Genomic DNA, 23,194 nt, shown 5'->3' on the forward strand with positions numbered 1-23,194 from the left:
GACCCGTCCCGTGAGGCGGGGAAGGGGGTCCGCTGTGGCCTACCCGTCGGCCACCCAATCATCGGCGACGATGCCACCGTCAGTTAAGAGCATCCTGACCAGCGCCGACATTCAACGCGTTGTGGACCGGATCGCCCATCAGGTGCTGGAAAAGACCAACGGGGCGCAACGCACCGTACTGCTCGGAATTCCCACCCGGGGCGTGCCGCTCGCCCGCCGTCTCGCCGACCGGATCCGCGCCTTCGAAGGAGTCGGCGTCCCGGTCGGTGTGCTCGACATCACCCTCTACCGGGACGATCTCCGGTTGAAGGCCACCCGTGCGGTCGGGCCCACCGAACTGCCCGCCGGTGGCATCGACGGACAGCGGGTCATCCTGGTCGACGACGTCCTCTACTCGGGTCGGACCGTACGGGCGGCGTTGGACGCGATCAGCGACCTCGGCCGGCCCAGTTCGGTGCAGTTGGCGGTGCTGGTCGACCGGGGCCACCGGGAGCTGCCGATCCGCGCCGACTACGTCGGCAAGAACATCCCCACCGCGCTCACCGAGAACGTCAAGGTGCTGCTCGCCGAGACCGACGACACCGACGAGGTACGGCTGTTCAGTTCCCCCGGCGCGGCCCAGGCGGCGGACGGTCCGCAGCGGGGGAGGGACCAGCGATGATCAGGCACCTGCTGTCCGGCGCCGATCTGGACGCGGCGGACGCCACCCGGATTCTGGACACCGCGGTCGAACTCGCCTCGCTGGCCGGCCGCGAGGTGAAGAAGCTGCCCACCCTGCGGGGGCGGACCGTGGTGAACCTGTTCTACGAGGATTCCACCCGGACCCGGATCTCGTTCGAGGCCGCCGCCAAGCGGCTCTCCGCCGACGTGATCAACTTCTCGGCCAAGGGATCCAGCGTCTCCAAGGGCGAGAGCCTCAAGGACACCGCGCTCACCCTGCAGGCGATGGGGGCCGACGCGGTGGTGATCCGCCACCCCGCCTCCGGCGCCCCGCACCGGCTGGCCAACTGGGTGGACGGGTCGGTGGTCAACGCCGGCGACGGCACCCACGAGCACCCGACCCAGGCACTGCTCGACGCGTACACCATGCGGGCCCGGCTGGGCCGGCTCGCCGGCCTGCACGTGGTGATCGTCGGCGACGTGCTGCACAGCCGGGTGGCCCGGTCCAACGTCCTGCTGCTGGCCACCCTCGGCGCCAAGGTGACCCTGGTCGGGCCGCCGCCGCTGATCCCGGTCGACATCGCCACCGCGCTCGCCCCCGGCGTCGGGGTCGGCTACGACCTCGACGCCGTGCTGCCCACCGCCGACGTGGTGATGATGCTGCGGGTGCAGCACGAGCGGATGGCCGACTCCTACTTCCCGTCCGCCCGTGAGTACGCCCGCCGGTACGGCCTGGACGGGGCCCGGCTGCGCCGGCTGCCCGGGCACGCCATCGTGATGCACCCCGGTCCGATGAACCGGGGCATGGAGATCTCCGCCGAGGTCGCCGACTCGCCCCGCTCCACGATCGTGGAACAGGTCGCCAACGGGGTAAGCGTCCGGATGGCCGTGCTCTACCTGCTGCTCGGCGGCCGCGGTTGATGCGGCCAACCGGTCACCGACATTCTCACCGGCACCACCGATTCCACGCGCACGACGAAAGGACCTCGCTGTGAGCGCGTACCTGATCAAGGGCGTCCGGGTCCTCGGCCGGGACCCCGTCGACCTGCTGTTGCGCGACGGTGTGGTCGCCGACGCCGGCACCGGGCTGAGCGCACCGGGGGCGCAGGTGCTCGACGCCGACGGCCTGATCGCCTTGCCCGGGCTGGTCGATCTCCATACCCACCTGCGTGAACCCGGCCGGGAGGACGCCGAAACGGTGGAGACCGGGTCGCGGGCCGCCGCGCTCGGCGGCTACACCGCGGTCTGCGCGATGGCGAACACCTCCCCGGTGGCCGACACCGCCGGCGTCGTCGAACAGGTCTGGCGGCTCGGCCGCCAGGCCGGGCTGGTCGACGTGCAGCCGATCGGCGCGGTCACCGTCGGTCTGGCCGGCGAGCGTCTCGCCGAGCTGGGCGCGATGGCCGACTCCGCCGCCGCGGTGCGGGTCTTCTCCGACGACGGGCACTGCGTCGCCGACCCCCGGCTGATGCGCCGTGCCCTGGAGTACGTCAAGGCGTTCGACGGTGTCGTCGCCCAGCACGCCGAGGAGCCCCGGCTGACCGAGGGCGCCCAGATGCACGAGGGCGAGGTCTCCACCCGGCTCGGCCTGACCGGCTGGCCGGCCGTCGCCGAGGAGGCGATCATCGCCCGCGACGCGCTGCTCGCCGAACACGTCGGCAGCCGGCTGCACGTCTGCCACCTGTCCACCGCCGGCAGCGTGGAGATCGTTCGGCAGGCCAAGGCCCGTGGGGTCCGGATCACCGCCGAGGTCACCCCGCACCACCTGCTGCTCACCCACGAGGCGCCGACCAGCTACGACCCGGTCTTCAAGGTCAATCCGCCACTGCGGACCGGCGAGGATGTCGCCGCGCTGCGCGCCGCGCTCGCCGAGGGCGTCATCGACATCGTCGCCACCGACCACGCCCCGCACGCGGTGGAGGACAAGGAGTGCGAGTGGGCGTACGCCCGGCCCGGCATGCTCGGGTTGGAGACCGCCCTGTCGGTGGTGCTGCTCACGACCGCGTTGCACGACGCCGACGGTGTACCAGACTGGGAGCTGATCGCGGAGCGGATGTCCCGGGCCCCGGCCCGGATCGCCGGGCTGACCGGGCACGGGCACGACCCCGCGCCGGGCGTCCCGGCGAACCTCACCCTGATCGACCCGGCCGCCAGCCGCACCGTCGACCCGGCCGAGTCGGCCAGCCGCAGCCGCAACACGCCGTACGCGCGGATGGTGCTGCCCGGCCAGGTGGTCGCCACCTTCCTGCGCGGCGACGCGACCGTGCTCGACGGAAAGGCCGTGCGATGAACGACACCGCCACCACCGCAGCAACCCGCCAGCGGGTTCCGGCGCTGCTGGTGCTCGAGGACGGCCGGGTCTTCCCCGGCGAGAGCTACGGCGCGGTCGGGGAGACCTTCGGCGAGGCGGTGTTCACCACCGCGATGACCGGCTACCAGGAGACCCTGACCGACCCGTCCTACCACCGGCAGGTGGTGGTGCAGACGGCACCGCACATCGGCAACACCGGGGTCAACGTCGACGACGACGAGTCGGACCGGATCCGGGTGGCCGGCTACGTGGTCCGGGATCCGGCCCGCCGCCCGTCGAACTGGCGGGCCACCGGTGACCTGGAGGACCGGCTGGCCGCCGAAGGGGTGGTCGGCATCTGCGGGGTCGACACCCGGGCACTGACCCGGCACCTGCGCGACCGGGGGGTGATGCGGGTCGGCGTCTCCACCCTGACCGGCGACCCGCAGGAGCTGCTGGACCGGGTCCGGCGGGCCCCGCAGATGGTCGGTGCCGACCTGTCCGCCGAGGTGACCACCGCCGAGCCGTACACGGTCACCGCGCAGGGCGAGCACCGCTACACCGTCGCCGCGCTGGACCTGGGCATCAAACGCAACGTGCCGCGCCGGCTCGCCGAGCGTGGGGTGACCACCCACGTGCTGCCGGCGACCTCGACGCTGGAGCAGGTCCTGGCGACCGGCCCGGACGCGGTGTTCTTCTCACCCGGGCCGGGTGACCCGGCCACCGCCGACCATCCGGTCGCGCTGGCCCGCCAGGTGATGGGGCGCCGGATCCCGCTGTTCGGCATCTGTTTCGGCTCGCAGATCCTCGGCCGGGCGCTGGGCTTCGGCACCTACAAGCTCGGCTACGGCCACCGCGGCATCAACCAGCCGGTGCTCGACCGCACCACCGGCAAGGTCGAGGTGACCAGCCACAACCACGGGTTCGCCGTGGACGCCCCGCTGAACACGGTGATCGACACCGACTTCGGCGGCGTCGAGGTGAGCCACGTGTGCCTCAACGACGACGTGGTCGAGGGGCTGCGGGCCCGTGAGGTGCCGGCGTTCACCGTCCAGTACCACCCGGAAGCGGCGGCCGGTCCGCACGACGCGGACTACCTGTTCGACCGGTTCGTCGAGCTGATCGAGGGAAAACATGCCTAAGCGGACAGATCTGCAGCATGTCATGGTGATCGGCTCTGGGCCGATCATCATCGGCCAGGCCTGCGAGTTCGACTACTCCGGCACCCAGGCGTGCCGGGTGCTGCGCGCCGAAGGGCTGCGCGTGTCGCTGGTCAACTCCAATCCGGCGACCATCATGACCGACCCGGAGTTCGCCGACGCCACCTACGTCGAGCCGATCACGCCCGAGTTCGTCGAGCTGGTCATCGCCCGGGAGCGTCCCGACGCGCTGCTGCCCACCCTCGGCGGGCAGACCGCGCTGAACACGGCGGTCGCCCTGCACTCCGCCGGCGTGCTGGACAAGTACGGCGTGGAGCTGATCGGGGCCGACGTCGACGCGATCCGTCGTGGCGAGGACCGGCAACTGTTCAAGGACATCGTCGCCGCCGCCGGCGGGGAGACCCCGCGCAGCCGGGTCTGCCACAGCATGGCCGAGGTGCACGACACCGTCGCCGAGCTCGGGCTGCCGGTGGTCATCCGGCCGTCGTTCACCATGGGGGGGCTCGGCTCCGGCATGGCGCACACCCCGGACGACCTGGAGCGCATCGCCGGTGCCGGGCTGGCCGCTTCTCCGGTGCACGAGGTCCTCATCGAGGAGAGCGTGCTCGGCTGGAAGGAGTACGAGCTGGAGCTGATGCGCGACCGCAACGACAACGTGGTCGTGGTCTGCTCCATCGAGAACATCGACCCGATGGGGGTGCACACCGGCGACAGCGTCACCGTCGCCCCGGCGATGACCCTCACCGACCGGGAGTACCAGCGGATGCGCGACATGGGCATCGCCGTGCTGCGCGAGGTCGGCGTCGACACCGGCGGCTGCAACATCCAGTTCGCCGTGCACCCGGGCACCGGCCGGCTCGTCGTCATCGAGATGAACCCCCGGGTGTCCCGGTCGTCGGCGCTGGCGTCCAAGGCGACCGGCTTCCCGATCGCCAAGATCGCCGCCAAGCTGGCCATCGGCTACACCCTCGACGAGATCCCCAACGACATCACCAAGCAGACCCCGGCGGCGTTCGAGCCGGTCCTCGACTACGTCGTGGTCAAGATCCCCCGGTTCGCGTTCGAGAAGTTTCCCGGCGCCGACCCGGAGCTGACCACCACGATGAAGTCGGTCGGCGAGGCGATGAGCCTGGGCCGCAACTTCACCGAGGCGCTGAACAAGGCGATGCGCTCGATGGAGACGAAGGCCGCCGGTTTCTGGACGGTGCCCGATCCGGCCGACGCCACCGTCGAGTCCACCCTGGCCGAGCTGGCCACCCCGCACGACGGCCGGCTCTACACCGTCGAACGGGCGCTGCGGCTGGGTGCCACCGTCGCCCAGGTCACCGAGGCCTCCGGTGGTATCGACCCCTGGTTCCTCGAGGAGATCGCCGGCCTGGTCGAACTGCGCCGTGAGATCGAGGCCGCGCCGGTGCTCGACGGCGCACTGCTGCGCCGGGCCAAGCGGGCCGGGCTGTCCGACCGGCAGATGGCCGCGCTGCGTCCGGAGCTGGCCGGCGAGGACGGGGTTCGGGCGTTGCGGCACCGGCTCGGTCTGCACCCGGTCTACAAGACGGTCGACACCTGCGCCGCCGAGTTCGCCGCCCGCACGCCGTACCACTACTCCAGCTACGACGTGGAGACCGAGGTAGCGCCGTCGGACCGGCCGAAAGTGCTGATCCTCGGCTCCGGGCCGAACCGGATCGGCCAGGGCATCGAGTTCGACTACTCCTGCGTGCACGCGGTGATGGCGCTCGCCGAGTACGAGACCGTCATGGTCAACTGCAATCCGGAGACGGTTTCCACCGACTACGACACCGCCGACCGGCTGTACTTCGAGCCGCTCACCTTCGAGGACGTGCTGGAGGTCTGGCAGGCCGAGGACGCCGCCGGCCGGGCCGCGGGCGGCCCCGGCGTGGTCGGGGTGATCGTCCAGCTCGGCGGGCAGACCCCGCTCGGGCTGGCGCAGCGGCTCGCCGATGCCGGGGTGCCGATCGTCGGCACCCCACCGGAGTCGATCCACCTGGCCGAGGAGCGGGGCGCGTTCGGCCAGGTGCTGGCCCGCGCCGGGCTGCGCGCCCCGGCGCACGGCACCGCCGTGTCGTTCGAGCAGGCCAAGGCGATCGCCGACGAGATCGGCTATCCGGTGCTGGTCCGCCCGTCGTACGTGCTCGGCGGGCGCGGCATGGAGATCGTCTACGACGACGCGACGCTGCGCGACTACATCGGCCGGGCCACCGACATCTCGCCGGAGCACCCGGTGCTGGTCGACCGGTTCCTCGACGACGCCATCGAGATCGACGTGGACGCGCTGTGCGACGCCACCGGCGAGGTCTACCTCGGCGGGGTGATGGAGCACATCGAGGAGGCCGGCATCCACTCCGGCGACTCGTCCTGCGCGCTGCCGCCGATCACCCTGGCCGCCCCGCACCTGGCCACCATCCGGCACTACACCGAGCAGATCGCCCGCGGCGTCGGGGTCCGCGGGCTGCTCAACGTGCAGTACGCGCTCAAGGACGACGTGCTGTACGTGCTGGAAGCCAACCCGCGGGCCTCGCGGACCGTTCCGTTCGTCTCCAAGGCCACTGCGGTGCCGCTGGCCAAGGCGGCGGCCCGGATCATGCTCGGGGCCACCGTCGCGCAGCTGCGCGACGAAGGGATGCTGCCGGCCACCGGTGACGGCGGCACGTTGCCGCCGGACGCGCCGATCGCGGTCAAGGAGGCGGTACTGCCGTTCAAGCGGTTCCGCACCCGCGCCGGGCACGGCGTCGACTCGCTGCTCGGCCCGGAGATGAAGTCGACCGGCGAGGTAATGGGGATCGACCCGGCGTACGGCAACGCCTTCGCCAAGTCGCAGGCTGCCGCGTACGGCTCCCTGCCGACCAGCGGAAAGGTCTTCGTCTCGGTCGCCAACCGGGACAAACGCGCGATGATCTTCCCGGTGAAGCGGCTGGCCGATCTCGGGTTCGACATCGTCGCCACCGCCGGCACCGCCGAGGTGCTGCGCCGCCACGGCATCGCCTGCGAGTTGACCCGCAAACACTGGGAGGAACCGGGTGACGGCCAACCTGACGCGGTGACGCTGATCGCCTCCGGCGAGATCGCCCTGGTGATCAACACGCCGCAGGGCTCCGGGGCCAGCGCCCGCTCCGACGGGTACGAGATCCGCAGCGCGGCGGTCACCGCGGACACCCCGTGTGTGACCACCGTGCCCGGGGTCGCCGCCGCCGTGATGGGCATCGAGGCGCTGATCAACGGGGACATGGCGGTCCGGCCGCTGCAGCAGCTGCACGCGGCGCTGCGCCCGGAGACAGCCGGCCGACAGGCGGCCCGGTGACCCGATCCGGCGGGTACGGGCTGGCCCGGTCGGCGTTGTTCCGGCTCGGCGGCGGTGACGCCGAGACCGCCCATGAGTGGACGCTGCGCCGGCTGGCCGCCCTGTCCCGCAGCCGGGTGGCGCTGGCCGCGTTGCGCACCCGGTACGCGGTGGCCGCGCCGCGTACCGTCTTCGGGGTCGACTTCCCCAACCCGGTCGGCCTGGCCGCCGGGATGGACAAGGACGGCTTGGCGCTGCCCGCCTGGCCGGCGTTGGGTTTCGGCTTCGTCGAGGTCGGTACGGTCACCGCGCGTCCCCAGCCGGGCAACCCCCGACCCCGGCTGTTTCGGTTGCCGACCAGCGAGGCGGTGATCAACCGGATGGGGTTCAACAACGCTGGCGCCGAGGCGCTCGCCGACCGGCTCGCAGTGCTCGGCCGGCTGGACGAGCGGGCCGGGTTCGGCCGCTCGCATCCGGCGCACGCCGACCGCCCGGTGCCGTTGGGCATCTCGCTCGGCAAGTCAAAGGTGGTGCCGATCGAGGAGGCGGTTGACGACTACCTGTCGGCGTACAAGGCTCTCAGCGGCTACGGCCAGTACTTCGTGATCAATGTCTCCTCGCCGAACACCCCGGGGCTACGGCAGCTGCAGGACCGCGGACATCTCGACACCCTGCTGGCGACCCTGGTGGGGGAGCGGCCGATCCTGATCAAGATCGCGCCGGACCTGTGCGAGCCGGCCATCGCCGAGTTGCTGGAGGTGTGCCTGGCCCGGGGCGCGGCCGGGGTGATCGCCACCAACACCACCCTGTCCCGCTCCGGCCTGGCCGGCGCCGACGCGGATCAGGCCGATCAGGCCGGCGGGCTGTCCGGCCGGCCGCTGACCGGCCGGGCCCGGGAGGTGGTCTCCTTCGTCCACCGGGAGACCGGTGGCGCGCTGCCGGTCATCGGGGTCGGCGGCATCCTCGACCCGGACGACGCGGCCCGGATGTTCGACGCCGGCGCCAGCCTGGTGCAGCTCTACACCGGCTTCATCTACCGTGGTCCGGGGCTGGTCCGGGCGATCGCCCGGCAGGCCCGGGGCCGATGAGCGCACCGCGTCCGGCGGGCCCGGGGCCGGTGAGCGCACAGCTGCCGGTGCCCGGCGACGGCCACCGCGCCGAGCGGTTACGGGAGCTGGACCGCCGGCACGTCTGGCATCCGTACGCCGCGCTGCCCCCGGCCATGGCGCCCCTGCTGGTCGACAGCGCCGCCGGAGTCCGGCTGCGGCTGGCCGACGGGCGGGAACTGGTCGACGGAATGTCGTCATGGTGGGCCGCCGTGCACGGCTACCAGCACCCGGTGCTGGACGCGGCCGTCACCGACCAGCTGGGTCGGATGGCGCACGTGATGTTCGGCGGGCTCACCCACGAGCCGGCGGTCCGCCTCGCACAGACCCTGGTGGAGATCACCCCGTCCGGCCTGGAGCACGTGTTCCTCTGCGACTCGGGCTCGGTGAGCGTCGAGGTCGCCATCAAAATGGGCCTGCAGTACCAGCTGGGTCGGGGTCGGCCCGGCCGGCGCAAGTTGGCCACCTGGCGCGGCGGCTACCACGGGGACACCTTCCACCCGATGAGCGTCTGCGACCCCGAGGGCGGGATGCACCATCTGTGGCGCGGAGTGCTGCCGGCGCAGGTGTTCGTGTCCGCCCCGCCGGGCGACTTCGCGGGGGCGCCGGACGAGCGGTACCTGGCCGAGCTGGTCGACGCGGTGGCCCGGTACGCGGACGAGATCGCCGCGGTGATCGTCGAGCCGGTGGTGCAGGGCACCGGCGGCATGCGGTTCCACCATCCGGCGTACCTGCGCGCCCTGCGCGAGGCGACCGCCGCGCACGACGTACTGCTGATCTTCGACGAGATCGCCACCGGGTTCGGCCGGACCGGCGCGTTCTTCGCAGCCGAGCACGCCGGGGTGACACCGGACGTGCTCTGCCTGGGCAAGGCGTTGACCGGTGGCTACCTCACACTGGCGGCCGCGCTGTGCACCCCGGAGGTGGCCGCCGGGATCTCCGCCAGCGGGGTCCTCGCCCACGGGCCGACCTTCATGGGCAATCCGTTGGCCTGCGCGGTCGCCAACGCCTCGATCGGACTGCTGCGCGCCGCCGCGCCGACGGCGGGGGCCGAGCCGGTTGCGGCCACCGGTCCGGCGCCGGCTGGGGTCGTCCCGGCCTGGCAGGTCGCCGTACGGCGGATCGAGGCCGGGCTGCGCGACGGCTTGGCCCCGGTCGCGACGCTGCCCGGCGTGCGCGACGTCCGGGTGCTCGGCGCGATCGGGGTGGTCCAGCTGGACCGGCCGGTCGACCTGGCAGCGGCGACTGCGGCGGCGGTGGACGCCGGGGTGTGGCTGCGGCCGTTCCGGGACCTGATCTACACCATGCCGCCCTATCCGGCGGACGACGATGACATCGCGCGGATCGCCCGCGCGATGGCGGCTGCGGCCGTCGCGGTACCGCGCTGAGGTCCGCCCGGCGGTACCGCCGAGGAAGGGAGAGCCGATGGAGACCTTTGGTCAGCGACTGCACCGGGCCGTCAGCGTCCGGGGCCCGCTGTGCGTGGGTGTCGACCCGCATCCGGAGCTGTTGACCCGGTGGGGGCTGCCGGACGACGTCGATGGGCTGGCCCGGTTCGCCGCGACGGCGGTCGACGCGCTTGGCGACGTGGCTGCGGTGGTGAAGCCTCAATCGGCCTTCTTCGAACGATTCGGGGCTGCGGGCATCGGCGTCCTAGAGTCAACTATCCGACAGTTTCGCGAGGCTGGGGCCCTCGTCCTGCTTGACGTGAAGCGCGGCGACATCGGTTCGACGGTCGCCGCGTACGCCGCCGCCTACCTCGATCCGGCGAGCCCGTTGGCGGTCGACGCGGTCACGGCCAACCCGTATCTGGGCGTCGGGGCGCTCGCTCCGATGTTCGATCTCGCCGGCCGGCACGGCGGCGGCGTCTTCGTGGTCGCGCTGACCTCGAATCCCGAGGGGCGGGCCGTGCAGCACGCCCGGCTGTCCGATGGACGCACCGTCGCTCAGACGGTGATCGATGAGATTTCGCAGCTCAACGTGGGTGCGGAGCCGATTGGCAGTTTCGGTCTGGTGGTCGGTGCGACCGTTGGTGACACCGGCCATGAACTGTCGCATGTCAATGGCCCAATGCTTGCCCCCGGGCTGGGTGCGCAAGGTGGACGGCCCGAGGACCTGCGGACAGTGTTCGGGCAAGCGCTTTCCGCAGTCCTTCCGTCGTACTCCCGTGAGGTGCTGAAATCCGGTCCGGACCCGTCGGCGTTGCGGGCCGCAGCCGAACAGACGCTTGTTAAGTGTCGGGAGGCTCTCGGGGTTCTGGTCTGAGTGAGTGACCGATCACCCCCGCGTGATCGTGGTGCGGCCACGTTGCCGAAAACGTCGCTGACCGCTAGTTTTCCCCGCGCTGGGAACCACATGCCCCTTTGGTTCCCGGCCACACCACGTTTCACAGAGCGGCGGTGCGATCCGCCCGTCGCGATAGGGACCTGAGGAGAACTGGTGCCGCTCCCGTCACTGACCCCCGAACAGCGCGCAGCCGCGCTGGAGAAGGCTGCGGAGATCCGTAAGGCCCGTGCTGAGTTGAAGGAGCAACTCAAGCAGGGCAAGACCACCCTCGCCGCCGTGCTCGACCGGGCGGAGTCCGACGACGTTGTCGGCAAGCTGAAGGTTTCCGCCGTGCTGCAGGCGATGCCGGGCATCGGCAAGATCCGGGCGACCCAGATCATGGAGAAGCTCAAGATCGCCGACAGCCGTCGCCTCCGTGGCCTCGGCGACCAGCAGCGCAAGGCCCTGCTCGGGGAGTTCGCCGCGAACTGATTCGCGGCAGGGTGTAGAAACAAGCAGTGACCATGTATGACGACGCGCGCCCGGCAGCTCGGCTCACGGTCCTCTCCGGCCCTTCCGGGGTCGGCAAGGACAGCGTGATCGAGCTGATCCGGGCGCGCTCGCCCTGGATCTGGCTGTCCGTCTCGGTGACCACCCGCCCGATGCGGGACTACGAGGTCGACGGCGTCCACTACTACTTCGTCGACCGGCCCGAGTTCGAGCGGATGGCTGCCACCGGGCAGCTGCTGGAGTGGGCCGAGTTCGCCGGCAACCTCTACGGCACTCCGCGCTCGGCGGTCGAGCAACGACTACGCGCCGGCGAGCCGGTGCTGCTGAAGATCGACCTGCAGGGTGCCCGGCAGGTGCGGGCGGCGATGCCCGAGGCCCAGCTGGTCTTCCTCGCGCCACCCAGCGTCGAGGAGCTGAAACGGCGCCTCGTCGGTCGGGGGACCGACGACGAGGAGACGATCCGTCGCCGGCTGGAGCACGCCGACGAGGAGCTGGCCGCCGAGCAGGAGTTCGACGTCACGGTGGTCAACGACGATGTGACGCGAGCCGCAATCGAGCTGGTAGGATTGCTCGGTTCGTCATTATTGACCGACGCCCAGTCGCACCGCCCGGTCTGACAGCCCGGTCTGACAGCCCGGTCTGACAGCCCGGTCTGGTCTGGCAGCACCGGTTCACGACGTTGGTTAGACGATGACACCCAGCGACAGAGCCCGACGACACAAAGGTTGCATCCCGTGGGATCCATTGCCAGCCCGGAAGGCATCACCAACCCGCCCATCGACGAGCTGCTGGAGAAGACCTCGTCGAAGTACGCCCTGGTGATCTTCGCCGCCAAGCGTGCCCGCCAGGTCAACGCGTACTACAGCCAGCTCGGTGAGGGCCTGCTGGAGTACGTCGGACCGCTGGTGGAGACCACGCCGCAGGAGAAGCCGCTCTCCATCGCCATGCGAGAGATCAACTCCAACCTGCTCACCGCCGAGCCCACCGACCAGCCCTGAGCGCCGGTACGCCGGCCCGCGTCCCGCCCCGGGTCGTTCTCGGCGTCGGTGGCGGGATCGCTGCGTACAAGGCGTGCGAGCTGCTCCGGCTGCTGACCGAGTCGGGCCACCAGGTCAAGGTGGTGCCGACTGCGGCGGCGTTGCGTTTCGTCGGTGCGCCGACCTGGTCGGCGCTGTCCGGGCAGCCGGTCGCCGATGATGTCTTCAGCGACGTCCATGACGTGCCGCACGTGCGGCTCGGCCAGCAGGCCGACCTGGTGCTGGTTGCCCCGGCCACAGCGGACCTGATCGCCCGGGCCGCGCACGGGCTCGCCGACGACCTGCTCACCAACACCCTGCTGACCGCCCGGTGTCCGGTGCTGTTCGCCCCGGCGATGCACACCGAGATGTGGGAGCATCCGGCCACCGCCGACAACGTGGCGCTGCTGCGCCGCCGCGGGGTGCTGGTCATTGACCCGGCGACCGGCCGGCTGACCGGGTCCGACACCGGCAAGGGCCGGCTGCCCGACCCCGGGGAGATCTTCGCCGTCGCCCGCCGGGTCCTGGCCCGCCCGCCCGGTGCTGTCGCCGACCTCACCGGCCGTCGGGTGGTGGTCACCGCCGGCGGCACCCGTGAACCGCTCGACCCGGTGCGGTTCCTCGGCAACCGGTCGTCCGGCAAGCAGGGGTACGCCTTCGCCCGTACCGCCGTCGCCCGTGGCGCGCAGGTGACGGTGATCGCCGCGAACGTGTCGCTGCCGGATCCGGCCGGTGTCCGGCTGATTCGGGTGGGCAGCACCGAGGAGCTGCGGGTCGCCACGCTCGCCGCAGCAGCCGAAGCCGACGTGGTCGTGATGGCCGCGGCGCCGGCCGACTTCCGGCCGGCGAGCTACGCACCCACGAAGATCAAGAAAGACGACGGCGGGCGACCGCCAGTGATCGAACTGGTCACCAACCCGGACATTGCCGCCGAACTCGGCGCGGCAAAGCGACCCGGACAGCTCCTCGTCGCGTTCGCCGCGGAAACCGGGGACCTGCTGACCAACGCCCGGGCGAAGCTGGCGCGCAAGAACGCGGACCTGATCGTCGCCAACCAGGTGGGTGTCGACCGGGTGTTCGGCGCGGATGTCAACTCGGCCACAGTGCTCGACGCCGACGGTCCGGTCGCGGTGCTCGACGAACGGGGCAAGGAGCAGCTCGCCGACGACATATGGGATCTGGTAGTGGCCCGACTGTCGCAGTGAGCTGCGCTACGTCGGTCGGCGAACCGCCGGATTCCTTGGTCGGCACGGCACCAGACCCCAACGTGGATGACTAGACTGCCGGGAACCATTGCTTTCGGATTCAAGGAGTACCGTGGCACGCCGTCTCTTCACCTCCGAGTCTGTCACGGAGGGCCACCCGGACAAGATCGCCGACCAGATCAGCGACGGGATCCTCGACGCGCTGCTGACCCAGGACCCCCGGTCCCGGGTCGCGGTCGAGACCCTGATCACCACCGGCCAGGTACACGTCGCGGGGGAGGTCACCACCCAGGCGTACGCGGACATCCCGGCCATCGTTCGCGAGACGATCCTGGGGATCGGCTATGACTCCTCCAAGAAAGGGTTCGACGGCGCGTCCTGCGGCGTGAGCGTGTCGATCGGCGCACAGTCGCCGGACATCGCCCAGGGCGTCGACACCGCCATCGAGCGCCGGGTCGGCGAGTCGGCCGACGACGCGCTCGACGCCCAGGGCGCCGGCGACCAGGGCATGATGTTCGGATTCGCCTGCTCGGAGACGCCGGAGCTGATGCCGCTGCCGATCGCGTTGGCGCACCGGCTGGCGAGACGGCTGTCGGCGACCCGCAAGGACGGCACCATCCCGTACCTGCGGCCGGACGGCAAGACCCAGGTCACCGTCGAGTACGACGGGCTGCGGCCGGCGCGGCTGGACACCGTGGTCGTGTCCAGCCAGCACGCTGCGGACATCTCGCTGGAGTCACTGCTCACCCCGGACGTCCGCGAGCACGTGATCGCCCCCGAGCTGGAGGGCCTCGGTCTGGACACCGAGGGCTACCGGCTGCTGGTCAACCCGACCGGGCGCTTCGAGATCGGCGGACCGATGGGCGACGCCGGCCTGACCGGCCGGAAGATCATCGTGGACACCTACGGTGGGTACGCCCGGCACGGTGGCGGCGCGTTCTCCGGTAAGGACCCGTCGAAGGTGGACCGCTCGGCGGCGTACGCGATGCGCTGGGTCGCCAAGAACGTCGTGGCCGCCGGGCTGGCGGAGCGGTGCGAGGCGCAGGTCGCGTACGCGATCGGCAAGGCCCACCCGGTGAGCCTGTTCGTGGAGACGTTCGGCACCGAGAACGTGCCGGTGGACCGGATCGAACGGGCGATCGGCGAGGTGTTCGACCTGCGGCCGGCCGCGATCATCCGCGACCTGGACCTGCTGCGGCCGATCTACCGGCCGACCGCCGCCTACGGCCACTTTGGTCGGGAAATGCCGGAGTTCGCCTGGGAGCGCACCGACCGGGCTGCGGACCTGAAGGCCGCCGCCGGAGCCTGACCTGTCGCCGCTGGACGACCATCGGGGGTGGCGGGTCGCCGGCCAGTCCGGCAGCCGGGCAGGATGGCCCGGTGAGCACCCGCGCGGCATGCGACCGACAGCCGGCCGACCGGCTGCCGGTCGCGCGCATCTGCGTCGACGTGCCGCTGCCGCACCTGGACCGACCGTTCGACTACCTGGTCCCAGCGGAGCTCGACGACGGTGTGCAGCCGGGCACCCGGGTCCGGGTCCGCTTCGCCGGCCAACTGGTGGCCGGGTGGGTGCTGGACCGGGTGGCCGCCTCCGGCCACGACGGCAAGCTCGCCTTCCTCGACAAGCTGGTTTCGCCGGAACGGGTGCTCAGCGCCGAGATCGCGGCTCTGGCCCGCACCGTCGCCGACCGGTACGCCGGGCACCTGGCCGACGTGCTGCGGCTGGCCGTGCCGCCGAGACACGCCCGCGTCGAGCAGGAGACCAGCGAACCGGAGCCCGGTCCCGCCACCGCGCCACTGGCCGCCGAGCCACCGGCCGCTGTGCCATCCGACGCTGCGCCGACCGACGCCGCCGGATGGGCGGCGTACCCGTCCGGACCCGCGTTTCTACGTGCCGTCGCCGACGGTCGGCCGGCCCGCGCCGTCTGGGCGCCGCTGCCCGGCGAGGACTGGCCGGCCCGGTACGCCGAGGCGATCGCCGCCACCGTACGGGCCGGTCGGGGCGCGATCGCGGTGTTGCCGGACGGACGTGACGTCGACCGGCTCGACGCGGCCCTGCGCCGGGTCCTCGGTGCCGGTCGGCACGTGGTGCTCACCGCGGCGCTCGGCCCGGCCCGGCGCTACCGGGCGTTCCTCGCGGCGAGACGCGGCCTGGTCAAGGTGGTCGTCGGCACCCGGGCCGCGATGTTCGCCCCGGTCGCCGATCTGGGCCTGGTCGCCATCTGGGACGACGGCGACGACGTGCACGCCGAACCGCGTGCGCCCTACCCGCACGCCCGCGAGGTACTGCTCACCCGGGCACAGCTGGGCGGGGTCGCGGCGCTGCTCGGCGGTTTCGCCCGCTCCGGCGAGGCGCAGCAGCTGGTAGAGACCGGCTGGGCCCGGGAAATCATCGCCGCCCGGGCGACCGTCCGGCGACGTGCCCCACGGGTCACTCCGGCCGGCGACGATGCCCAGTTGGCCCGCGACGCGGGTGCTGCCACCGCCCGGCTGCCCAGCCTGGCCTTCGCCACCGCCCGTACGGCGTTGCAGGCCGAGATGCCGGTGCTGGTGCAGGTGCCCCGGCGCGGCTACCTGCCGGCGGTGTCCTGCGCGGACTGCCGGACCCCGGCCCGCTGCCCGCACTGCTCCGGCCCGCTGGCCCTGCCGGCGGCGACCGCCACCGCACAGTGCCGCTGGTGCGGCCGGCCGGCCGCCGGCTACGCCTGCCCGCACTGCCACGGGCGTCGGTTGCGGGCGTCGGTGACCGGTGCCCGGCGTACCGCCGAAGAGCTGGGCCGGGCGTTCGCCGGCACCACGGTGCGGACCTCCGGCCGCGACGAGGTGCTCACCTCGGTGCCGGCCGAGCCGGCGGTGGTGGTCGCCACCCCGGGCGCCGAGCCGGTGGCCGCCGGTGGCTACGGCGCCGTACTGCTGCTGGACACCTGGGCGTTGCTGACCCGGGCCGACCTGCGGGCGGCGGAGGAGGCACTACGCCGCTGGCTGTCCGCCGCCGCGCTGGCCCGCCCGGCGGCCGACGGCGGCCAGGTGGTGGTGGTCGCCGACGGCGGGCTCGCCCCGGTGCAGGCACTGCTGCGCTGGGATCCCGGCTGGTTCGCCGCCCGCGAGTTGGCCGACCGGCGGGAGCTGGGTTTCCCGCCGGCGGCCCGGATGGCCAGCGTGACCGGCCCCGCCGAGGCGGTGGCCGAACTGCTGGCCGCGTTGCGGATGCCGGACAGCGCCGAACTGCTCGGTCCGGTGCCGGCGGCCGACGGCCAGGAACGGATGCTGATCCGGGTCCGCCGGTCGCAGGCGGCCGAACTGGCCCGGCAGCTGCGGGTGGCGGCCGGCACCCGCACCGCCCGCCGTGCCGGCCAGCCGGTACGCATCCAGATCGACCCGCTCGACCTGCTCTAGCTGGCTTTAGCCAGACGAGGGACGTGCACGGGAGTTCGTCTGGGTATGGGCTTGGCATCGGCGTAGGCTGCGCCGGGTGCCGAGGACGAGGCGATCATGGGGTTCGGACAGGGCGGCGGCGGATGCCTCCTACGCGGCGGCGTTCGACCGGTTGTTCGTTCAGGGTCGTGAAGCGGTCCTGTCTGGGACCCACTACCGGGACACGCCGCCGGTTGAGGGTGGCCGGTGGGGGACGTCGGTGGTGTTCGTTCCCGATACGGACAGCGTGTCGAGGCTGGCTGCGGTGACCGCCGAGGTGATGAGGTTGGCCGGTCCGGGTCACTGGCCGACCGGCGCCCCGGAGGCGGTGCATTTCACGGTCCGAGCCATTGAGACTCATCGCCGCGATGTTCCTGTGGGTGATCCGCTGGCGGGTCGGTGTGCGGCTGCACTGGGCCGGGCGGCTGCGGAGTGTCGGCCAGTCCGGTTCAGGCTGCGCGGGGTGACGCTCACGCCGTCCGGGGTGATGATGTGTGCGTTTCCCCTTGACGATGCTGCTGACGGGTTCGCTGATCGGCTCGGTGAGGAGTTGGGGTCCGACGGCTGGTTCGAGGACAGCTATCACCGTGACATCTGGTACGCCACGCTGGTGCACTTCACCGGTGAGGTCCGCGACCGGCAGGGGCTGGTGGACTGGGTCGACAGGCGGCGGGATCTGCATCTGGGCGAGGCCGCCGTCGACAGGGCGGAACTGCTGCGGTTTCGGCACAACGGCCGGCAGCCGGTACGGGTTGGGCTTGGACACGCGCGACTCGACGGGGTGTCTGTCGCGGCTTTCGTTTCAGACTGCCGGTAGCCGGTGGGGCGGCAGGTGCCGCCCCACCGGGGTTGGCGGCTATGTCCGATAGCCGAGGCTGAGGACGGTCCAATCGGCGGCCATCCAGCGGGGTACGGTGATGACTCCCCGGGTGTCGAGCAGGATCGGGGTGCGGATCGGTCGGCGATAGTCTGTGGGTCGAGCGCGCCGAACTCGGGCCAGCCGGTGGCCACAATGACCAGGTGGGCGTCCTGAGCGGCGTCAGCGGCGGTCTGGGCATAGGCCAGGTCCGGAGCTGCTTGCCGGGCCTGGGGCATGGCCTGGGGGTCGTAGACGGTGACGGTCGCGCCTTGGTGGTGCAGGCGGGTGGCGACGTCGAGGGCGGGTGAGTCGCGTACGTCGTCGATGCCCGCTTTGAACGCGGCGCCCCAGACGGCGATGCGACGTCCTGTGAGTGTTCCTCCGACGGCTGAGCGGGCCAGGTTGATGGCACGGTGGCGCATGTGTTGGTTGATCGTGTCGACGCTGCGGAGCAGATTCACGGCCGGAGTGATGTCGGCGGCGGTGGCCTGTTGGGTGAAGGCGTGGAGGTCCTTGGGTAGGCAGCCGCCACCGAAGCCGAGTCCGGGTGTTAGGTATTGATGTCCGATGCGGGCATCGTGGCCGATTGCGTCGGCGAGGTCGCTGATGTTGGCACCTACAGCGGCGCTCATCTCGGCTACGGCGTTGATGAACGAGATGCGGGTGGCCAGATAGGCGTTCGCGGTGGCCTTGACCATCTCGGCGGCGCGCTGTCGGCACCGACGACGATGCGGTCCGGGGTGAGGGTGTCGGCCACTGCGGTGCCCTCGCGCAGGAACTCCGGATTCCAGGCGACTTCGATCTGCCCGGCGGCGGGGGCGAGGCTGCGGGCCAGGGTTTCGAGCTTTGCGGCGGTGCCGGGTGTGACGGTGGATTTGCCGACGATCAGGCGGCTGGTGTAGATGCGGTGCGAGTTCGTGGACTGCGCCGGTGAGCTGGGACAGGTCGTAGGTGCCGTCCGGGCCGGAGGGGGTGCCCACGGCGAGGAAGTGGACCTCGCCGTGGGTCGCGGCCTGTTTGAAGTCGGTGGTGAAGCGTAGCCACGGCCCTGACTTCGACCCAACCAACATCATCGATGTGAACGTTGACAGCGACGAAGTAGTACGGCCGGATCACCACGTCGTCAATACCGTCTTCCCGACTTCACGGTCACGGCCGCCCGAGTGACCACCGCGTCCGTCACCACGTCCGGCGTACGCCCGTAGACTGGAGGCACCGTTTGCCCACGACAAGGAGCCTGACCGCGTGACCGTCCAGCCCATCCGACTCTTCGGCGATCCGGTGCTGCGCACTGCGGCCGAGCCCGTGGTCGACTTCGACGCCGAGCTGCGCGGGCTCGTCGCCGATCTGACCGACAGCATGACCGATCAGAACGGCGCCGGCCTCGCCGCGCCGCAGCTCGGTGTCGGGCTGCGGGTATTCACGTTCCACGTCGACGACCTGCTGGGCCACCTGGTCAACCCGGTGCTGGACTTCCCCGACGAGGAGGAACAGGACGGCCCCGAAGGCTGCCTGTCCATCCCGGGGCTCTACTTCGACACCAAACGTCGACAGAACGTCGTCGCGAAGGGCTTCAACGAGTACGGAGATCCGATGCAGATCGTCGGCAGCGGTCTGCTGGCCCGCTGCGTCCAGCACGAGACGGACCACCTCGACGGGGTGCTGTTCCTGGACCGGCTCGACGCCGCCACCCGCAAGGAGGCGATGAAGGCCATCCGCGAAGCCGACTGGTACGACGCCGCCGCACCGCCGACGGTGAAGGTCAGTCCGCACCGCTCACCCGGTGGCCTGTTCCGGCCCGGTGCGGCGACCAGCCCGTTCGGTCTGGGCGGGTGACGGCGATGCGACTCGTCTTCGCCGGTACCCCGGCGGTCGCCATTCCCGCGCTGGACGCGATCGCCGCCAGCGGCCACGAACTCGTCGCGGTGGTCACCCGGCCGGACGCCCCCGCCGGGCGGGGGCGCCGGCTGGTCCGCTCCGCAGCCGGTGCCTGGGCCGACGAGCGGGGGATCGAGGTGCTGACCCCACAGCGCCCGCGGGAGCCGGAGTTCCTCAGCCGGCTGACCGAGCTGGCCCCGGACTGCGTACCGGTCGTCGCCTACGGTGCCCTGGTCCCGCCGACCGCGCTGGCCATCCCCACCCACGGCTGGATCAACCTGCACTTCTCCCTGCTGCCGGCCTGGCGCGGGGCGGCTCCGGTGCAGCACGCGGTGCTGCACGGCGACGAGGTGACCGGCGCGAGCGTGTTCCAGCTGGAGGAAGGGCTGGACACCGGCCCGGTGTTCGGCACGGTGACCGATCAGGTCGGCCAGACGGACACCGCCGGTGACCTGCTGCAGCGGCTGGCGTCCAGCGGCGCGCAGCTGCTGGTCGCGGTGCTCGACGGGATCGCCGCCGGCACCGCCCGTGCGGTGCCGCAGCCCGGTGACGGGGTGTCCCTGGCCCCGAAGCTGACCGTAGACGACGTCCGGGTGCGGTGGACCGATCCGGCGTTCGCGGTGGACCGGCGGGTGCGGGCCGGCACTCCGGCGCCGGGCGCTTGGACCACGTTCCGCGACGAACGGGTCAAACTCGGGCCGGTCCGGCCGGTGCCGGACGGCCCGGAGCTGAAGCCTGGGGAAGCGCTGGCCGAACGTAACCGCCTGCTGGTCGGTACGGCCACCGTGCCGGTCGCGCTCGGCGAGGTCCGGGCCGCCGGTAAGAAGGCCATGTCGGCGGCGGACTGGGCGCGCGGCGCCCGCATCACCACCGGCGAGTTCTTCGGGTGAGCGCGAGGAGTGAGCGAGCGCAGCGAGTGAGCCCCGCAGTCGTGAACGGAGGGCGGTCATGGTGAGCGCGAGGAGTGAGCGAGCGCAGCGAGTGAGCCCCGCAGTCGCGAACGGCAGGGGCGACCGCGACCAGCGTGGCCGTCGGCGGCGGGCGGATCCGGCGCGGGACGCGGCGTACGAGGCGGTCGCGGCGGTGTACCGCGACGACGCCTACGCCAATCTGGTGTTGCCGACGATCCTGCGGGACCGGGAGTTGCGGGGCCGCGACGCCGCCTTCGCTACCGAGTTGACCTACGGCACGCTGCGGATGGTCGGCACCCTCGATCTGATCATTGCCCGGGCGGCCGGCCGGGAGGTGGACCGGATCGATCCACCGGCCCGTGACGCGCTGCGGCTGGGCTCGTATCAGCTGCTGCGTACCCGGGTTCCGGCGCACGCCGCAGTGTCGGCCACGGTGGATCTGGTGCATGACGTGGCGCCGGGGGCGGTCGGGTTCGCCAACGCCGTACTCCGGGAGATCGCCACCCGGGACCTGGACGACTGGCTCGCGGAGCTGGCACCGGACGAGCAGGCCGACCCGGTAGGTCACCTGGCGGTGACCTACCACCATCCGCCGTGGATCGTCCGGGCGTTCGCGGAGGCGCTCGGTGAGGAGCCAGGCGACGGCCTGGCGGAGACGACCCGGCTGCTGATCGAGGACAACGAGCCGCCACCGGTGCACCTGTGCGCCCGACCGGGCCGGGTCGACGCGGTCGAGCTGGCGGACGCCACCGGCGGGGCACCGGGCGCGTTCTCGCCGTACACCGTCTATCTGCCGGGCGGCGCGCCGGGCGAGGTGTCGGCGGTCCGCCAGGGCCGGGCGCACGTGCAGGACGAAGGCTCGCAGCTGGTGGCGGCGGCGTTGGCCGCAGCCGAGGTGTCCGGTTCGGACCGGCGGTGGCTGGACCTGTGCGCCGGTCCGGGTGGCAAGGCGGCGCTGCTCGGCGCGTTGGCGGCCGGTCGCGGCGCCGAGGTGACCGCGGTGGAGGTCGCCGAGCACCGGGCCCGGCTGGTGGAGCAGGCGGTACGCGGGCTGCCGGTCACGGTGCACGTCGCCGACGGTCGTCAGGTGGGTGCCGGGACGGAGCTGCCCGAGGCGGCGTTCGACCGGGTGCTGGTGGACGCGCCGTGCACCGGGCTCGGCTCGCTGCGCCGCCGTCCCGAGTCGCGCTGGCGGCGCCAGCCGTCGGACCTGCCACCGTTGACCCGGTTGCAGCGGGAGTTGCTCGCCGCCGGGCTGCGGGCGGTCCGGCCGGGCGGCGTGGTGGCCTACGTGACGTGCTCGCCACACCGGGTGGAGACGCATGTGTCGGTGACCGAGGCGGCCCGTAGGTCCGGCGTACCGGTGGATTTCGTTGACGCCCGGCCGTTGCTGCCGGCGGGTATGCCGGGGCTCGGCGCCGGGCCGTCGGTGCAGCTGTGGCCGCACCGACACGGCACCGACGCGATGTTCGTGGCGTTGCTGCGCCGGGTCGGTCAGCCCTGACGGACCGGCAGGGCGGCGGTGCCGCCGTCGCGTACCGAGCGGGTCAGCGGTGGTTGGTCGCGCCAGAGCAGGCAGCGTACGGCGAGGTTGCCGTCGTCCCACTCGTCCTTGAACGGGTAGTCGTAGATGGTGCCGAAGCGGTGTCGCAGGTCGTCGTCGACGGGTAGGCCGACGTAGTCGGCGACGACCCGGCGGCACCGTTCGTGTACCTGGTCGGCGTTCGCGGCGAAGTCGTCGTAGGGCAGGTCGGCTTCCAGGTACAGCCCGGCGAATTCGCTCTGGTGTGGTTCGGTGCAGGCCACCGGTGCGAGAACTCCGACGTCGCCGGCGGCGTTGGCGCTCGGGTTGAAGCAGCCCCAGCGCAGCGGGCTCGGCTGGTCGAGGGCGCCGGTGAGGCTGCCGGTGCGGGGGACAAAGGTGCGGTCCTGCATGCTGACCACCTCGCCGACGTCGCACCGGTACCAGCGGGCGCCGCCGTCCCAGGCCGTCGTGGACGGGACGACGACTTCGAGCCGGAGCCGGCCGGCCTGCCAGTCGTCGCCGAGGAACTTGCGGACCCGCTGGTCGCAGTCGGCGCGGGCGGCCCGCCGGCTGGACGAGCCGGGGGCGGGGGAGTGGTCCGGTACGCCGTACACCCCGGTGAAGATCCCGACGAAGACCGTCTCCACCTCGTGGGACTGTCCGCAGTCGACGGGTCGGTACTCGGCGCCCTGGCCGACGGTACCGGCGGCGACCGGATGGCACTCGCCGGCCCGTGGGACGAACACTTTCGGTGTGCCGATCCCCACCCAGTCGTTGGTCAGGTCGCCATCTCCGATGTTGGACCGGACAGCGGGCGCGCATCCCGCCGCTGTCGTCAGAACCGCGACCGTCAGAACCAGCCGTACCCACCACCGCATGTCGTACGCCCTCCCCGTGGTTGGAAGATCGTAGACAGTTAAGTGTACTTCACGTAGTCAAATGACTCTCCACAGTAACTGTGACCTGCCGATTCGACGGACAGCGGGCCGAGGCTCCGCAAGGGAGAACCGGGACGCAACCAGAAAAACAGTGGGGGAGTAGGGGGGGTGGGTGTTGTTTTTTCTCCCCCCCCTCCCCCTCCCACAACCCTCTCCCGGTGT

The 23,194-nt window shown here is 71.9% G+C and carries 19 protein-coding genes and 2 pseudogenes; 18 read left to right on the forward strand and 3 right to left on the reverse strand.

The window, feature by feature from the left end:
* Nucleotides 1-34: 34 nt before the first annotated feature.
* From pyrR to ACXAHD_RS15770, 15 genes are all read left to right on the forward strand, one after another.
* On the forward strand, nucleotides 35-661 hold the full coding sequence (pyrR, locus tag ACXAHD_RS15700; RefSeq protein ID WP_281554544.1) for a bifunctional pyr operon transcriptional regulator/uracil phosphoribosyltransferase PyrR: 627 nt from the start codon (nucleotides 35-37) through the stop codon (nucleotides 659-661).
* On the forward strand, nucleotides 658-1,581 hold the full coding sequence (locus ACXAHD_RS15705) for an aspartate carbamoyltransferase catalytic subunit (RefSeq protein WP_281554545.1): 924 nt from the start codon (nucleotides 658-660) through the stop codon (nucleotides 1,579-1,581). Before pyrR ends, ACXAHD_RS15705 begins: the two co-directional genes overlap by 4 nt.
* 70 nt (nucleotides 1,582-1,651) lie before the next feature.
* The gene (locus ACXAHD_RS15710) at nucleotides 1,652-2,950 is read left to right on the forward strand and encodes a dihydroorotase (RefSeq protein ID WP_281554546.1); all 1,299 of its coding nucleotides are present in this window, start codon (nucleotides 1,652-1,654) and stop codon (nucleotides 2,948-2,950) included.
* Complete coding sequence (carA, locus tag ACXAHD_RS15715) at nucleotides 2,947-4,092, forward strand: glutamine-hydrolyzing carbamoyl-phosphate synthase small subunit (RefSeq protein ID WP_281554547.1); 1,146 nt, start codon at nucleotides 2,947-2,949, stop codon at nucleotides 4,090-4,092. The genes ACXAHD_RS15710 and carA overlap by 4 nt, the downstream gene beginning before the upstream one ends.
* Nucleotides 4,085-7,426, forward strand: a complete 3,342-nt coding sequence (gene carB, locus ACXAHD_RS15720) for a carbamoyl-phosphate synthase large subunit (protein WP_281554548.1) — start codon at nucleotides 4,085-4,087, stop codon at nucleotides 7,424-7,426. Before carA ends, carB begins: the two co-directional genes overlap by 8 nt.
* Nucleotides 7,423-8,493, forward strand: a complete 1,071-nt coding sequence (locus ACXAHD_RS15725) for a quinone-dependent dihydroorotate dehydrogenase (protein ID WP_475051378.1) — start codon at nucleotides 7,423-7,425, stop codon at nucleotides 8,491-8,493. Before carB ends, ACXAHD_RS15725 begins: the two co-directional genes overlap by 4 nt.
* Before the next feature lie 134 nt (nucleotides 8,494-8,627).
* Nucleotides 8,628-9,899: an adenosylmethionine--8-amino-7-oxononanoate transaminase gene (bioA, locus tag ACXAHD_RS15730; RefSeq protein WP_475051389.1), complete on the forward strand. Its 1,272-nt coding sequence runs from the start codon at nucleotides 8,628-8,630 to the stop codon at nucleotides 9,897-9,899.
* A 37-nt stretch (nucleotides 9,900-9,936) separates the two neighbouring features.
* Entirely contained in the window at nucleotides 9,937-10,776 is an 840-nt protein-coding gene (gene pyrF / locus ACXAHD_RS15735; RefSeq protein ID WP_281554550.1) for an orotidine-5'-phosphate decarboxylase, read from the forward strand.
* 174 nt (nucleotides 10,777-10,950) lie between these two features.
* Entirely contained in the window at nucleotides 10,951-11,268 is a 318-nt protein-coding gene (gene mihF / locus ACXAHD_RS15740) for an integration host factor, actinobacterial type (protein WP_123601181.1), read from the forward strand.
* A gap of 32 nt (nucleotides 11,269-11,300) precedes the next feature.
* Complete coding sequence (gmk, locus tag ACXAHD_RS15745; RefSeq protein WP_281555556.1) at nucleotides 11,301-11,903, forward strand: guanylate kinase; 603 nt, start codon at nucleotides 11,301-11,303, stop codon at nucleotides 11,901-11,903.
* Nucleotides 11,904-12,020: 117 nt separating this feature from the next.
* The gene (gene rpoZ, locus ACXAHD_RS15750; protein WP_123601182.1) at nucleotides 12,021-12,284 is read left to right on the forward strand and encodes a DNA-directed RNA polymerase subunit omega; all 264 of its coding nucleotides are present in this window, start codon (nucleotides 12,021-12,023) and stop codon (nucleotides 12,282-12,284) included.
* Nucleotides 12,281-13,507, forward strand: a complete 1,227-nt coding sequence (gene coaBC, locus ACXAHD_RS15755) for a bifunctional phosphopantothenoylcysteine decarboxylase/phosphopantothenate--cysteine ligase CoaBC (RefSeq protein WP_281555557.1) — start codon at nucleotides 12,281-12,283, stop codon at nucleotides 13,505-13,507. The genes rpoZ and coaBC overlap by 4 nt, the downstream gene beginning before the upstream one ends.
* Before the next feature lie 112 nt (nucleotides 13,508-13,619).
* The gene (gene metK, locus ACXAHD_RS15760) at nucleotides 13,620-14,816 is read left to right on the forward strand and encodes a methionine adenosyltransferase (protein WP_475051382.1); all 1,197 of its coding nucleotides are present in this window, start codon (nucleotides 13,620-13,622) and stop codon (nucleotides 14,814-14,816) included.
* 128 nt (nucleotides 14,817-14,944) lie between these two features.
* Nucleotides 14,945-16,903 (forward strand): primosomal protein N', encoded by a 1,959-nt coding sequence (locus tag ACXAHD_RS15765; RefSeq protein WP_475051391.1) that lies wholly within the window; start codon nucleotides 14,945-14,947, stop codon nucleotides 16,901-16,903.
* Nucleotides 16,904-17,384: 481 nt separating this feature from the next.
* Nucleotides 17,385-17,738, forward strand: a complete 354-nt coding sequence (locus ACXAHD_RS15770; protein ID WP_281554552.1) for a hypothetical protein — start codon at nucleotides 17,385-17,387, stop codon at nucleotides 17,736-17,738.
* A gap of 194 nt (nucleotides 17,739-17,932) precedes the next feature.
* Here ACXAHD_RS15770 and ACXAHD_RS15775 read toward each other — a convergent pair.
* Nucleotides 17,933-18,478 (reverse strand): annotated as a pseudogene (locus ACXAHD_RS15775) (UDP binding domain-containing protein); the annotation flags it as partial.
* A pseudogene (locus tag ACXAHD_RS15780) lies at nucleotides 18,418-18,853 on the reverse strand (hypothetical protein). The pseudogenes ACXAHD_RS15775 and ACXAHD_RS15780, both read right to left, overlap by 61 nt.
* A gap of 172 nt (nucleotides 18,854-19,025) precedes the next feature.
* Here ACXAHD_RS15780 and def point away from each other — a divergent pair.
* Genes def through ACXAHD_RS15795 form a run of 3 tightly spaced genes read left to right on the forward strand, consistent with a single transcriptional unit; the run spans nucleotide 19,026 to nucleotide 22,073 of the window.
* Nucleotides 19,026-19,616 (forward strand): peptide deformylase, encoded by a 591-nt coding sequence (def, locus tag ACXAHD_RS15785; protein ID WP_278168682.1) that lies wholly within the window; start codon nucleotides 19,026-19,028, stop codon nucleotides 19,614-19,616.
* Nucleotides 19,617-19,621: 5 nt separating this feature from the next.
* Entirely contained in the window at nucleotides 19,622-20,548 is a 927-nt protein-coding gene (fmt, locus tag ACXAHD_RS15790) for a methionyl-tRNA formyltransferase (RefSeq protein ID WP_281554553.1), read from the forward strand.
* A 58-nt stretch (nucleotides 20,549-20,606) separates the two neighbouring features.
* Nucleotides 20,607-22,073 (forward strand): RsmB/NOP family class I SAM-dependent RNA methyltransferase, encoded by a 1,467-nt coding sequence (locus ACXAHD_RS15795; protein WP_475051385.1) that lies wholly within the window; start codon nucleotides 20,607-20,609, stop codon nucleotides 22,071-22,073.
* Here the strand turns inward: ACXAHD_RS15795 and ACXAHD_RS15800 are convergent.
* Nucleotides 22,064-22,861, reverse strand: a complete 798-nt coding sequence (locus ACXAHD_RS15800; protein ID WP_281554555.1) for a septum formation family protein — start codon at nucleotides 22,859-22,861, stop codon at nucleotides 22,064-22,066. The two genes, ACXAHD_RS15795 and ACXAHD_RS15800, sit on opposite strands and share 10 nt — an antisense overlap.
* Nucleotides 22,862-23,194 lie beyond the last annotated feature (333 nt).

Source organism: Micromonospora sp. ABR4_055 (assembly GCF_056160425.1).

What these genes read in the sequence shown, in the direction of transcription:
- carA (WP_281554547.1), top strand. Translation starts at nt 2,947, where the DNA reads ATGAACGACACCGCCACCACCGCAGCAACCCGCCAGCGGGTTCCGGCG.
- gmk (WP_281555556.1), top strand. Translation starts at nt 11,301, where the DNA reads ATGTATGACGACGCGCGCCCGGCAGCTCGGCTCACGGTCCTCTCCGGC.
- fmt (WP_281554553.1), top strand. Translation starts at nt 19,622, where the DNA reads ATGCGACTCGTCTTCGCCGGTACCCCGGCGGTCGCCATTCCCGCGCTG.
- ACXAHD_RS15705 (WP_281554545.1), top strand. Translation starts at nt 658, where the DNA reads ATGATCAGGCACCTGCTGTCCGGCGCCGATCTGGACGCGGCGGACGCC.
- carB (WP_281554548.1), top strand. Translation starts at nt 4,085, where the DNA reads ATGCCTAAGCGGACAGATCTGCAGCATGTCATGGTGATCGGCTCTGGG.
- bioA (WP_475051389.1), top strand. Translation starts at nt 8,628, where the DNA reads ATGGCGCCCCTGCTGGTCGACAGCGCCGCCGGAGTCCGGCTGCGGCTG.
- pyrF (WP_281554550.1), top strand. Translation starts at nt 9,937, where the DNA reads ATGGAGACCTTTGGTCAGCGACTGCACCGGGCCGTCAGCGTCCGGGGC.
- ACXAHD_RS15795 (WP_475051385.1), top strand. Translation starts at nt 20,607, where the DNA reads ATGGTGAGCGCGAGGAGTGAGCGAGCGCAGCGAGTGAGCCCCGCAGTC.